A 12,689-nucleotide genomic window follows, 5' to 3' on the forward strand; every position below is an offset into this window, starting at 1 on the left:
GAATTATGGAAATCTGATAAAACACAAAAACAGGTCCCGAATTTAGTGTATATTGGATAGCGAAGATTGGCTGAAAATGGCGGATCTCTCCTGCTTGTCCAGCTCCCGCACGGCTCCCGGGGCCAGCTTTTCATCCAGCTTCAGACCGCCGATCTGTACCCGCTTCAGCTTCAGCACCTCGTTGCCGCGCGCCAGAAACATCCGCTTCACCTGGTGAAATTTCCCTTCGCGGATCTGTACGCGGACAAGCGGATGCTCCCCGTCCTCCAGGACCTCCAGCCGCGCCGGCAGGCACGTCCTGTCTTTCAGCTCCACCCCGTTTTCAAACGCGGCGATGTCCTCCGGGCCGACCGGGCGGGCCAGAACCGCCTCATAAAGCTTGTACACATGGCTTTTCGGCGCGAGCATCCGGTGGGCGAACGCCCCGTCGTCGGTAATGATGAGCAGGCCCTCCGTGTCCCTGTCCAGCCGCCCCGCGGGGAAGAGCCCGCGCCGCCTCTGCTCCGGCGGCAGCAGGTCCACCACGGTCCGCGCGCGCGTATCCCGGGAAGCGGAGAGCACCCCGGCGGGCTTGTTCATCATCAGATAAAGGAACTCCCGGAAATTCAGGGGCTCCCCGTTCACCGTCACCTCGTCGGACTGCGTGTCCACCTTGTAGTCGGCTTTTCTGACCACGCTGCCGTTCACCGCAACAACGCCGCGGCGAATCATCGCCCCGGCGTCCCTGCGGCTGCCCAGATTCTGCGAAGCCAGTATTTTGTCGAGCCGTTCCATGCTCATTTGCTCATCCCCCGTGTTTTCACTGTCCCTTTAGTTTAAACGATTCCGGCGCGCCGGTCAATGCGCACTTTGCCCCCGCCCGTTCAGTCCGTAGGCCAGGCGTTTGCCGGAATTTCAGAAGCAGCGGCGGCGGCAGCGTCGTTCGGGCTGGCGGAAGCCGCGTTGGGCGCCGCAGAAGCGGCATTGGGGTCCGCCGAGGCCGCGTTCGGATCAGCGGAAGCCGCGTTCGGATTCTCCTGGATTGGCTCCCCGTAATCGTTGCTGCTCTTCTCCCCGGAGAAACCCGCCATAAAGCCGTCAAGCTGGACGGTGCTCAGGTCGCCCCCGATCACCCTGTTGTCGTAAACAAGCAGAGTGGCCCGCACGTCGGTTGTCTGCGGATAGTTTGTGACCGCATAGATCCACTGCTTGCAGGTTTTCCCCGCGTATGGGGTCAGGTCAAGCCCCTGTTCTTTCTGGATATTGTTATATTGGAGATAGACGTCGTCGAACTGTGCCGGAATCATCACGTCCTTCACTTCAATCGGTTCGGTGTTTACCTGCCAGCCAAACTGTTTCAAAAAGGAAACGCGCTGGTCGTTTGAACCCGCGGTAAGGGTATACTTCTTCCCGTCGGCCGAAGCAACCGGTCCGGAATGGAACAGCTTCGTCACAACGATCGCCGCGGTCACCACCAGTAAAACTGCCGCCAGCCCGATCAATATCTTTTTTCTGCCGGCTTTAATCGAAAAAATAAACATATTCCCGCCCCCTTGTATAAAGATAAATATGCGGGAGGACGGAAAAAAATGCAAAAACAGCCCCCGTTTCCGGCGGCTGTTTGCATTCGTCTTTTATTCTTGCGCTTCCGCGGCTTTCGCTTCCTCAATCACCTTCTGGGCCACCTGCGGCGGGGCCTCCTCATAACGGCAGAAATCAAAGGTGAACGACCCTCTGCCCTGGGTGGACTGGCGCACGAAGGTGGTAAAATCGTGCATCTCCGCCATCGGCACCTCGGCCTCCACGACCTGCCTGCCGTTCTCCGCCGGGTTCATCCCCAGCACACGGCCGCGGCGCTTGTTGACCTCGCCCATGACATCGCCCATGTTGGCGTCCGGCACCGTGCATTTCAGCGTACCGATCGGCTCCAGCAGCACGGGGTTCGCAATCGGCATACCCGCTTTGTAAGCGAGGTTCGCCGCCATTTTGAAGGACATTTCGGAGGAATCCACCGGATGGTACGAGCCGTCGTACAGCGTCGCCCTCAGCCCGACCACCGGGTATCCGGCGAGCGGCCCTTTTCCAATGGACTCGCGCAAACCCTTTTCCACCGCGGGGAAGAAGTTCTTCGGCACCGCGCCGCCCACGACGCGCTCGCCGAACTCGAGGCCCTCGCTGTCACAGGGCTCAAATTCGACCCAGATATCGCCGAACTGCCCGTGTCCGCCGGTCTGCTTCTTGTACCGGCCCTGCACCTGCACCTTCTTGCGGATGGTTTCGCGGTAAGGCACGCGCGGCTTCTGCAGCGTGACCTCCACGCCGAATTTATTTCTTAACTTGGAAATGATAATATCGAGATGCTGCTCGCCCATACCGGACAGCACCATCTGATGCGTTTCCGCGTTGGTTGTAAATTGAATGGTGGGATCTTCGTCCACCAGGCGGAAAATGCCCTGTGCGACCTTATCCTCTTCGCCCTTATTCTTCGGCACCACCGCCATGGAAAGCGTGGCGTTCGGGTAAGTGATCCCTTCCAGAGTGACCTTTCTTGCCGGAGAACAGAGCGTGTCGCCCGTGCTGACGCCCTGCAGCTTCAGTACCGCGCCTATATCGCCGGCGCCGATATAGGGAGCGTCCTCCTGCTTCTTGCCGCGCATCATGACCGTTTTGCCGATGCGCTCCACATTTCCCGTGCGCATATTGATCAGCTGGGAATCCGTCCCCACTTTCCCGGAAATCACCTTCAGGTAGGACAGCTTGCCGATAAACGGGTCGGCGATGGTCTTGAACACGATCGCGGCGGCGGCAGCGTCGTCATTGACCGAAAGCTCCACCGGGTTGCCGTCCACATCCGAGCCGATTTCCCCGCTTTTCTCCTCCGCACAGGGAGCCAGCCAGGTCAGGCCGTCCAAAAACTGCTCCATTCCCCGCATCAGCAGCGCGTCCCCGCAGAACACGGGGCTGATCGCGCCGGATTTCACACCCTTGCTGACGCCTACGATCACTTCCTCCGGCGTAAACTGCTCGCCGGAAAAATATTTTTCAAACATTTCGTCGCTGGTCTCCGCGACCGCCTCGTAAATTGCGGTGCGCAGCCCTTCCAGCCTGGTTCCCATGTCCGGCATCTTCACTTCCACCGGTTTGCCGTTCTGGTAATCATAAGCCTTGTATTCCAGCATGTTGATGTATATGTTCGCCTTGCCGTCCTCAATAAACGGAACCACAACGGGGCAGACGGACGGGCCGAAGCTGGCCTTCAAATCTTCAAACACCTTATAGAAACGCGCGCTTTCGTCGCAAAGGCCGTTGACAAAGAAAATTTTCGCAAGGCCGCGTTTATTCGCCGCTTCCACCGCCTTTTCCGTACCCACGGACACGCCGCTTTTTCCGGAGACGGCAACCAGGACGGAATCCGCCGCGCGGACCGCCTCGCACATGCCGCCCTCAAAATCGAAAAGACCCGGAGCATCTATCAGATTAATTTTATGATTTTTCCATTCCAAAGGGGCCACCGCAGTCGTCACGGTGATTTTTCTCTTGATTTCTTCGGGGTCAAAGTCGCAGACGGTGCTTCCTTCGCCGACCTTGCCAAAACGGTCGGTAGCACCGGACAGATACAGCATAGCCTCCGCGATGCTGGTTTTCCCGGCGCCGCTGTGTCCCGCAATTGCAATGTTGAGAATGTTCTTTGCATGATACTGTTTCATTATAGATACTCCTTTCAGGGATTGATTGTTACAACCATACAATTGTGCAACCAAATTTACGATAATTATAGCTTGTTTTTACAATGATTACAATCCCAAATTGCTAAAATTTCCGCTTTTCATGCAATAATCTGCCCCGGAAAGCCCCTTTGCCGCCGCGCACAGCCAAAACGGGTGTTTTTCGGCCGCAGACGTAAAAAAGCCCGTCCGGAAACCGGACGGACCTTTTTACATGGAAACGAACTATTTTATGCTTTGCCCGCGCAGCCCAGAACGGTAGTGATCTTATGCGCTACCATGTCCTTGATTGCCGTGCGTGCGGGAGCAAGGTATTGTCTCGGGTCAAAATGGCTCGGATTTTCCGCGAAATATTTGCGGATGCTCGCCGTCATGGCAAGGCGCAGGTCGGAGTCCACGTTGATCTTGCAGACAGCCATCTTCGCGGCCTCGCGGAGCATTTCTTCCGGAATGCCGATGGCGTCCGGCATCTGCCCGCCGTACTGGTTGATCTGCTGTACGAACTCGGGAATGACGGAGGAAGCGCCGTGCAGCACAATCGGGAAGCCCGGCAGACGGACGGCGACCTCCTGCAGGATATCCAGGCGGAGCTTCGGATTCTGGCCCGGCTTGAACTTATAAGCGCCGTGGCTTGTCCCGATCGCGATCGCAAGGGAGTCCACTCCGGTGCGCTTGACAAAGTCCTGCACCTCGTCCGGGTCGGTGAACTGGGCCTTGTCGTCCTCGACCTTTACGTCGTCTTCCACACCGGCCAGCTTGCCCAGCTCGGCTTCGACGGTCACGTTGTATTTGTGCGCGTATTCCGCTACCTTACGGGCTTCCTCCACGTTTTCCTCGTAGGGCTTGGAGGACCCGTCGTACATTACGGAGGTAAATCCGCCGTCAATGCAGTCCTTGCACAGCTCATAGGAAGAACCGTGGTCAAGGTGCAGGGCAATCGGAATATCGGGGTTTTCGATTACGGCTGCTTCGACAAGCTTTGTCAGATAGGTGTGGTTCGCATATTTACGCGCGCCCGCGGAAACCTGAAGAATAACCGGTGCTTTCAGTTCCTGGCAGGCCTCGGTAATACCCTGAACAATTTCCATGTTGTTGACGTTGAACGCGCCGACGGCGTATCCCCCGGCATATGCTTTTTTGAACATTTCTACTGTATTGACTAATGGCATGGTAATTACCTCCCAATGATATGATAAGACTATTATATCCCAAAAAAAGGGAAAGGGAAAGATTAAATTTTAACAACCCGCAAAATCCCTTCAAACCGGGCGTTCCTGCGTCAGGCGTCCTTTTCAAACAGTGCCGGATTGCTGCGGCTGTAATGAAAGATGTACTGCTGGGCGATCCCGGCGTAGCGGCCGAAGCTTTCCGGCTCCCTGCCGGGAAACAGCACCCGCATCGCGCGCTTCATCCACACGTCCATCGGAAACGCCTCCAGCCGGTGCAGCCCGTAAAGCAGGGTGCAGTCCGCCACCTTTGGCCCCACGCCGTGAATCGTCATCAGGCGTTCGCGGGCTTCGGGGAGCGGCGCGGTTTTGAGCGCTTCCAGGTCGACTTCTCCCTGCGCCACCTTGCGCGCGGCGCTCAGAATATATTTGGCGCGGAACCCGCAGCGGATTTCCGCAAGCTCTTCCTCCCGCAGGCACGCGATTTTTTCGGCTTTCGGAAAAGCGAAAACGCCTTCCCCGATCCTTTCGCCGAAGCCGGTGCAGAACCGTGCCACGATTCCCTTGATTCGCGGAATATTGTTATTCTGCGAAAAGATGAAGGAGCACAGCGCCTCCCACGGCTCCTGATTCAGGATCCGCATGCCGGGCGCGAATTTGGCCGCCCGGGCCAGCGCGGCGTCGCCTGCCGCCAGGTCTTCCCGGATTTTCCCGTAGTCGAGCGGCAGATCGAAATAATTCCGCCAGAAGGGGTCCCGCAGCGCCTGTTCCCGGTTCTCCTCAGAAATATTTAAAATCCTGCCGGAGGCGACGCCCGTGTAGGAACCGTCCTTCTGCCTGTCCCAGCGGAAGCACTGCCCGCAGTCCAGCGTCTGCTCCAGATCGAAGCTGTCTGTTTTCTTCCCCGTAGATCCGTCCCCCTTTTCCAAAGCGTTACGCGGCTCTGCCGCAGTCTGCCGGTTCGTCCGCAGACCGGAAAGCTTTGCTTCCGTTTCTATCACAAAATGATTATAGCACAGTTAGGTAAAGGTTAGAATACTGATTGTTTTCAAAGTTTTAAATGGCGGGTTGACATAATTATGTATACATTTCCTATTCACAACCGGGAAAGCGGGGTGGTTTCCACACTTATTAACATTTTCAACAGAGTTTTCAACAGAGAATCGGGAGTATTCCACGACGTTATGTAAACTTTTGCAAATACTGTGTGTATAAATGGCTCCACGACTGGAAAAAAGCGGCGCATATTCCAGTTACTCTCTGTATAGGAGTCGAAAAGGCGGCGGCCCGTCTCCATTTTTTGGCGCTTCAAAGCGGGATTCCATGGGGATTTTTTGGCTCCGCAAAAATCAAATCTGGCACTTTGCACAAAATATAGAATTGCAGTTATTAAAATTTGGCATCATTTCCGTGTGCCAAATCTGTTTTTGTTTCTCTTGAGAAAGTATTACGCTCCGGCTTATAATCATAGCAGAAATATTTCGGAACAATTTATTGAAAGGCGGAGTAAATAATGAGAGAGAAAGTTCAAAGCTTCGGCAGATTCTTAAGCGGCATGGTTATTCCGAACGTCGGTGCCTTTATTGCGTGGGGCCTTATCACTGCAATGTTTATCGCCACCGGCTGGACGCCGAACGAAAAGCTTGCGGCGTTGGTGGACCCGATGCTGAAGTACCTGCTTCCGCTCCTGATCGGTTACACAGGAGGCCGCATGGTCGGCGGACAGAGAGGCGCCGTCGTCGGTTCGATTGCTTCCATCGGCGTAATCATCGGCGCGGACATCCCAATGTTCCTCGGCGTTATGATTATGGGTCCTCTGGGCGGCTATCTGATCAAGCAGTTTGACAATCTGGTACAGGGAAAAATCAAAGCCGGTTTTGAAATGCTGGTCGATACCTTCTCAGCAGGCATCATCGGCGGCATCCTCGCAATCATTTCGTTCCTGCTGATCAACCCTCTGTGCGTAGCTCTGACCAACGGCATGGCTGCCGGCGTCGATTTCTTCGTAAAAGCGGGCCTGCTGCCGCTGGCACAGATCTTTATTGAGCCCGCGAAGGTTCTGTTCCTCAACAACGCGATCAACCACGGCATCCTGACCCCGCTCGGAATTGAGCAGGCCGGCAAGGTCGGCAAATCCATCTTCTTTATGCTCGAAGCAAACCCGGGCCCCGGCCTTGGACTGCTGCTTGCATACTGTATCGCAGGAAAGGGCTCGGCGAAGAGCTCCGCTCCCGGCGCGATCATCATCCATTTCCTCGGCGGTATCCATGAAATCTATTTCCCCTTTGTCATGATGAACCCCATTCTGTTTCTGGCAGTTATTGCCGGCGGCATTACCGGTTCTTTTGTAGAGGGTATCATGGGTGCAGGACTCGTCGCTCCCGCGGCTCCGGGCAGCATTATCGCTTTTCTTCTGATGACCCCGAGGGGCGGATTCTTTTCTACCATTGTCGGCGTAACCTGCGCCGCGGCAGTCAGCTTCGCGCTTTCGTTCGTACTTTTGAAGGCAACGGCGAAGGACGAAGACAACCTTGACGAAGCCAAAGACAAAGTAAAGGCAATGAAGGCCGGAAAAGCCGGAAAAACCGCACCCGCTCTGCGCAAAGTCAACATCAGCAAAATCGTCTTCGCGTGCGACGCAGGCATGGGCTCCAGCGCAATGGGCGCAACCGTTCTCAGCAAAAAGCTGAGGGAAGCCGGTCTGGACATTCAGGTTCTCCATTCCTCGATCGAGGACATTCCGCGCGACGTTCAGATCGTCGTTACCCATCACGAGCTGATGGAAAGAGTGAAGAAAGCCGTTCCGAACGCGCAGCTCGTAACCATTACCAACTTTATGGCGGCGCCGGAGTATGACGAGCTGGTCAATCAGCTGGGCGGCCTCGCTTCGGCAATATAGCAAAGAAAACCGGTTTCAATCCGTACATAAACACGGTATACGAAGCGCGCAAAAAATAGTACCATTGGGTATCAGGAGGGGTTACAAATGACTTTTACACCGCGTTTAAATCATTTGTTCCGTATTTTACTGAAAAATACGGAGCCCGTTTCTGTAAGCGAGCTTGCTTCTCTGCTGAACACCAGCAAGCGGACGCTTTTCCGCGATATGGAAAACGTCGACTCCCAGCTTCGCGCCTTTCACCTGAAAATCAACGCAAAGTCAGGGGTGGGAATCCGGCTGGAAGGAAGCGAACAGGACAGGGAAAGACTTGCCCAGGCGCTTCTCAGTGAAGAGGAACCGGAACCCATGGATAAGGAATCCAGAAGGAAACGCCTGATTCTGGAGATTCTGAAAAATCAAAGCGTACAGAAGCTTTACTATTACTCTAATCTGTTCAAAGTCAGTGAAGGGACCGTCAGCAATGACATGGACGTCATTGCCGACTGGTTCCGGGAAAACGATTTGGATCTATCCCGGCGGCAGGGCTACGGTGTTGCTCTGGAAGGCACCGAGGAAGCCTACCGCCGGGCGCTTTCCCAATTTATTTATGAAAATATCGGCCGCGAGGAATACTGGGAGGCATCTTCCGGTATCAGCGGAAACCCGGCTGAGCAAATAGACGTTTATCCCCTGTTGGATGCCAAAATTTTCAATCAGGTGATCTCCGCGCTGAAAACGATTCCGAACAGGAAGCTGGAACGGTTCACGGAATCCTCCCGCTTCAGGCTGGTCATCTATCTTTCCATCGCGGTAGAAAGAATTATCAGACAGAAAACAATCTCCATGGAACCGGAAACCATCGAAAAACTGAAAGCAACTGAGGACTATGTGCTCGCCGACACCATCGCGGATATGCTGGAGGATTCTTTCCAGTTCAAAATCTGCGACGAGGAAAGGGCATATATCTGTATCCATATTAAAAGTGCAAAACAAAAATATATTGATAAAAATCCGGACGACGATTTCTTTATCGACCATTATGACCTGATCCGCATGATTTACCGGATGATCGAGCGGTTCGACCCGGAGATGGCTCAGGAGCTGAAAACGGATGAAGTCCTGCTGAGCGGGCTGATCGTCCACCTGGACCCCACCCTGATCCGGCTCAAGCACAACATGGCCATCCAGAACAATATGCTGGACCAGATCCGCGCCATGTATCCGGATATCTTTGAGAAAAGCAAAAATGCCGCGCAGGTCATCTGGGAAAGCTACGGCTTTGCCGTACCCGACGCGGAAACAGGCTACCTTGCCACCCATTTCGGGGCGGCGGTCATCCGCCTGAAAGAGAGAAAGCTCCAGCGCAAGGTCGTCACTATCGGCGTTGTCTGCGCAAGCGGAATCGGGATTTCCTATCTGATGTCCTCCCGCATAAAAAACACGTTTAAGGCGGATGTCCTGCTAAAGACATACGCACAGGAGGATTTGGCCGAAGGGACCCCGCCGGATATCGACATCCTCGTCTCCTCCTTTCCCCTCAAGGATATTCCGTACCCGTATCTGCTGGTCAGCCCCCTGCCTACAGATGAGGATCTGGAAAAAATTCGGGAAGAGATCAACCGCTGCGCCTATGTGGAAACGGGTCAGCTCCCGCCTGAAACGAAGAACGGGAGCTCCTCCGGCCACCTGCACAAAACCTGGGATATGGCGGAAAGCATCCAGTCCGTGCTTTCTCAGTTCGGGATTTCGTACACGGATGAGAACATCAAGTTCGCGGAGCTTGTCAATCAGGCAAGCCAGCGCTTCGGCGACAGCGACACAGACCGCAGGCTGATTTTCAACGATCTTCTCGCCAGGGAGAAAATCAGTTCACAGGTGGTGGTCAGCTATCAGTTCGCCCTGCTTCACGCGAGGACCGGCGGCGTAAGAAAACCGGTGTTCTCCGTAATCCTGCCCAACCATCCTCCCTTCTGCAGCGAATATTTAAAGGGCGCCGTGCTGGCGGTCGTCATGCTCATCCCCACAGGCTCCGACGGGAAGGAAAACAGCCAGATGATGGGGAAACTCAGCAGCGCGCTGATTGAAGACGAAGATTTTCTGAACGCGCTCAAATCCGGGGACCGGGACGTTTCCTACGCAAAAATACAGGAGATCCTGGAGGGCTACTTTGCACAGAAAATCAAAGAGCTCTACCTGTGAAGCCGGTCCATTCAAAGAAGGTGGTACACACATTATGTTTTTTAAGAAAAGCACAAAAAAGCCGGAGCTTCTGATGAAGCGGAACATTATCCTGAACTGCAGCGCCGGAAACAAAGAGGAGGCCATCCGGCGCGCGGGAGAGCTGCTGGTCGAAAGCGGCTATGTCGCAAAACCCTACGTCGACGGCATGCTCGCGAGAGAGAAAAAACTCTCTACCTGTATCGGCAACAGCATCGCCATCCCCCACGGAGAAAGCGAAGTGAAAAAGGAAATCGCGTCCTCCGGGCTGGTGGTCCTGGTGTATCCGGACGGGATCTTATGGGACGGCGAAACCGTCTACCTTGTGGTGGGCATCGCCGCGGTCGGAGACGAGCATCTGGAAATTTTAAGAAATATTGTTGAGAAGCTGGATACGCCGGAGAAGGTGGAATCCCTTGTAAAAAGCGGGGACGCCGATCAGATTTACCGTTTATTCAGCGGCGATTGAATTTTGGCTTCCGGCCGCTTGGGCCGGAGAAAGGAATCACTATGAAGACGAAAGCAGTCAGAATGTATGGAGCAGACGATTTGCGGCTTGAGGAATTCGAGCTGCCGGAAATAAAGGACGATGAAATACTGGTCAAGGTTGTCAGCGACAGTATCTGCATGTCCACCTATAAGCTGGTAAAGCAGGGGAAAAAGCACAAGCGCGCCCCTCAGAATATTGACACGAATCCCGTGATTGTCGGGCATGAATTTGCCGGAGACATTGTAAAGGTAGGGGCAAAGTGGCAGGATGAATTCACCCCGGGCGAAAAATTCGCCCAGCAGCCCGCCCTGAATTACAAGGGGAGCCTCAATTCCCCCGGCTATTCCTATGAATTTTTCGGCGGGGACTGCACTTACTGCATCATCCCGCACGAGGTGATGGAGCTGGGATGCCTGCTGCACTACCACGGCCCCAGCTATTTTGAGGCCTCGCTCGGCGAGCCGATGTCCTGTATCATCGGCGGCTTCCATTCCAACTACCACACCAATAAGCGCAATTACGACCACGCCTCCGGCGTCAAAGAAAACGGTGCGCTACTGATCATGGGCGGCGCGGGCCCCATGGGCCTAGGCGCGGTGGAATACGCCATCTGCCTTGAGAAAAAGCCCCACCTGGTCGTTGTGACCGACGTCAGCGAGGACCGCATCGCGCGCGCGGAAACGGTGGTCCCGGTTTCCAAGGCCGCCGCGCAGGGCGTAACGCTGAAATATGTCAATCCGAATCAGCTGGCGGACCAGTACGAAGGCCTGAAAGCGCTGACCGGCGGCAAGGGCTACGACGACATCCTCGTCATGGCGCCCATCCGTCCTCTGGTAGAACAGGCGGACAGCCTGCTCGCCTTTGACGGCTGCCTCAATTTCTTTGCGGGCCCGACGGACAACAAGTTTTCCGCCAATATCAATATGTATAACACCCATTATATAAGCACCCACATCATGGGCTCCACCGGCGGCAACACCGACGACCTTGTGGAAGCGCTCGACCTGTCCGCCGCCGGAACCATCAATCCGTCGGTGATGGTCACCCATGTGGGCGGCCTGGACTGTGTCGCCGACGCAACCGAAAACCTGCCCTCTATCCCCGGCGGCAAAAAGCTGATTTACACCCATATCAATCTGCCGCTGACGGCCATCGACGATTTCCGCGCTTTAGGCGAAAAGGATGAGCTGTTCAAAAAGCTGGCGGACAGCTGCGAAAAGCACAGCGGCCTGTGGAACAGCGAAGCGGAACAGATTCTGTTTGCGCATTACGGACTGAACGGCTGAAAACTTATCAATAGGACTGCGGGGGTACACACCATTGATTTATACCGTAACATTTAATCCCGCGCTCGATTACATCACGGATGTCCCTGATTTTCGCGAGGGCGAAATCAACCGGAGCAGCGGTGAAAAAATCCTGAGCGGCGGAAAGGGAATCAACGTTTCCATTGTGCTGAAAAACCTTGGGATCGACAGCACGGCGCTCGGCTTCATCGCCGGATTTACCGGGGATGAAATCGAACGGGGCGTACGGTCCTTCGGCTGCAACACCGATTTCATCCGGCTGGACGGCGGACTGTCCCGTATCAACCTGAAAATCCGTTCCAAACGCGAAACAGCGGTGAACGGCGGCGGCCCGCCCATCCCTCCGGAAAAAGTTGACGAACTGTTTTTGCAGCTCAGCTCCCTTTCCGACGGAGATATCCTCGTTCTTGCAGGCAGCATTCCTTCCTCCCTGCCGGCCGACACCTATGAGACCATCATGGAACGGCTGCAGGAAAAAAAGATCCTTATTGTGGTGGACGCCACCGGGCAGCTGCTTCTGAATGTCCTGAAATTCCGGCCGTTTCTGATCAAGCCCAACCGGGAGGAACTCGAAGAGCTGAGCGGACGGGCGCTGAAAGGCGAAAAAGAAATCATCCTGGCCTGCAAGGACCTTCAGGTGCTTGGCGCGTGCAACATTCTTGTGTCGCTGGGCGGCGACGGAGCAATCTTTGTCAGTGAAACAGGCGGCGTTTATCAGAGCGCGGCCCCGCAGGGCAGGGTTGTCAACACCGTCGGCGCGGGGGATTCCATGGTGGCCGGCTTCCTGGCGGGATACCTGAAAAACAGGAGCCTTCTCGAAGCCTTCCATACCGGGATCGCCGCCGGAAGCGCCAGCGCATTTTCCGAAAACCTTGCGACCGGAAAAGAAGTTTCCGCTCTTCTTAAAACAATAAAGGGGTGAAA

General features: G+C 55.1%; 10 protein-coding genes. 5 read left to right on the forward strand and 5 right to left on the reverse strand.

Annotation, left to right across the window (positions count from 1 at the left end; all coding sequences use genetic code 11):
• Window positions 1-42 precede the first annotated feature (42 nt).
• The 5 genes from ACRQU7_RS18170 to ACRQU7_RS18190 all read right to left on the reverse strand — a co-directional run bounded on the left by ACRQU7_RS18170 (window position 43) and on the right by ACRQU7_RS18190 (window position 5,871).
• Entirely contained in the window at window positions 43-780 is a 738-nt protein-coding gene (locus ACRQU7_RS18170) for a pseudouridine synthase (RefSeq protein ID WP_444642452.1), read from the reverse strand.
• Between the two features lie 83 nt (window positions 781-863).
• The gene (locus ACRQU7_RS18175; RefSeq protein ID WP_444642454.1) at window positions 864-1,520 is read right to left on the reverse strand and encodes a DUF4830 domain-containing protein; all 657 of its coding nucleotides are present in this window, start codon (window positions 1,518-1,520) and stop codon (window positions 864-866) included.
• Window positions 1,521-1,613: 93 nt separating this feature from the next.
• Window positions 1,614-3,686, reverse strand: coding sequence for an elongation factor G (locus tag ACRQU7_RS18180; RefSeq protein WP_038326078.1), 2,073 nt, complete (start codon window positions 3,684-3,686; stop codon window positions 1,614-1,616).
• Window positions 3,687-3,934: 248 nt separating this feature from the next.
• The gene (fba, locus tag ACRQU7_RS18185) at window positions 3,935-4,873 is read right to left on the reverse strand and encodes a class II fructose-1,6-bisphosphate aldolase (RefSeq protein ID WP_444642457.1); all 939 of its coding nucleotides are present in this window, start codon (window positions 4,871-4,873) and stop codon (window positions 3,935-3,937) included.
• A gap of 110 nt (window positions 4,874-4,983) precedes the next feature.
• Entirely contained in the window at window positions 4,984-5,871 is an 888-nt protein-coding gene (locus ACRQU7_RS18190; RefSeq protein ID WP_444642459.1) for a DNA-3-methyladenine glycosylase family protein, read from the reverse strand.
• 512 nt (window positions 5,872-6,383) lie between these two features.
• On the opposite strand from ACRQU7_RS18190, the gene ACRQU7_RS18195 reads away from it, so the two are divergent.
• From ACRQU7_RS18195 to pfkB, 5 genes are all read left to right on the forward strand, one after another.
• Window positions 6,384-7,769, forward strand: coding sequence for a PTS mannitol transporter subunit IICB (locus ACRQU7_RS18195; protein WP_444642461.1), 1,386 nt, complete (start codon window positions 6,384-6,386; stop codon window positions 7,767-7,769).
• Between the two features lie 87 nt (window positions 7,770-7,856).
• Window positions 7,857-9,950: a BglG family transcription antiterminator gene (locus tag ACRQU7_RS18200; protein WP_444642463.1), complete on the forward strand. Its 2,094-nt coding sequence runs from the start codon at window positions 7,857-7,859 to the stop codon at window positions 9,948-9,950.
• Window positions 9,951-9,984: 34 nt separating this feature from the next.
• On the forward strand, window positions 9,985-10,437 hold the full coding sequence (locus tag ACRQU7_RS18205) for a PTS sugar transporter subunit IIA (RefSeq protein WP_444642465.1): 453 nt from the start codon (window positions 9,985-9,987) through the stop codon (window positions 10,435-10,437).
• Window positions 10,438-10,478: 41 nt separating this feature from the next.
• Window positions 10,479-11,744, forward strand: a complete 1,266-nt coding sequence (locus tag ACRQU7_RS18210; protein ID WP_444642467.1) for a zinc-binding dehydrogenase — start codon at window positions 10,479-10,481, stop codon at window positions 11,742-11,744.
• A gap of 34 nt (window positions 11,745-11,778) precedes the next feature.
• Window positions 11,779-12,687 (forward strand): 1-phosphofructokinase, encoded by a 909-nt coding sequence (pfkB, locus tag ACRQU7_RS18215; protein WP_444642469.1) that lies wholly within the window; start codon window positions 11,779-11,781, stop codon window positions 12,685-12,687.
• Window positions 12,688-12,689 lie beyond the last annotated feature (2 nt).

Origin of the sequence: Caproiciproducens puteiluti, assembly GCF_052442865.1 — a bacterium.
In the GTDB taxonomy this organism is placed as follows: domain Bacteria; phylum Bacillota; class Clostridia; order Oscillospirales; family Acutalibacteraceae; genus Caproiciproducens.

Excerpts from the sequence above, each read along its gene's own strand:
- ACRQU7_RS18170 (WP_444642452.1), bottom strand. The coding sequence starts at position 780 with ATGAGCATGGAACGGCTCGACAAAATACTGGCTTCGCAGAATCTGGGC.
- ACRQU7_RS18175 (WP_444642454.1), bottom strand. The coding sequence starts at position 1,520 with ATGTTTATTTTTTCGATTAAAGCCGGCAGAAAAAAGATATTGATCGGG.
- ACRQU7_RS18180 (WP_038326078.1), bottom strand. The coding sequence starts at position 3,686 with ATGAAACAGTATCATGCAAAGAACATTCTCAACATTGCAATTGCGGGA.
- fba (WP_444642457.1), bottom strand. The coding sequence starts at position 4,873 with ATGCCATTAGTCAATACAGTAGAAATGTTCAAAAAAGCATATGCCGGG.
- ACRQU7_RS18195 (WP_444642461.1), top strand. The coding sequence starts at position 6,384 with ATGAGAGAGAAAGTTCAAAGCTTCGGCAGATTCTTAAGCGGCATGGTT.
- ACRQU7_RS18200 (WP_444642463.1), top strand. The coding sequence starts at position 7,857 with ATGACTTTTACACCGCGTTTAAATCATTTGTTCCGTATTTTACTGAAA.
- ACRQU7_RS18205 (WP_444642465.1), top strand. The coding sequence starts at position 9,985 with ATGTTTTTTAAGAAAAGCACAAAAAAGCCGGAGCTTCTGATGAAGCGG.
- ACRQU7_RS18210 (WP_444642467.1), top strand. The coding sequence starts at position 10,479 with ATGAAGACGAAAGCAGTCAGAATGTATGGAGCAGACGATTTGCGGCTT.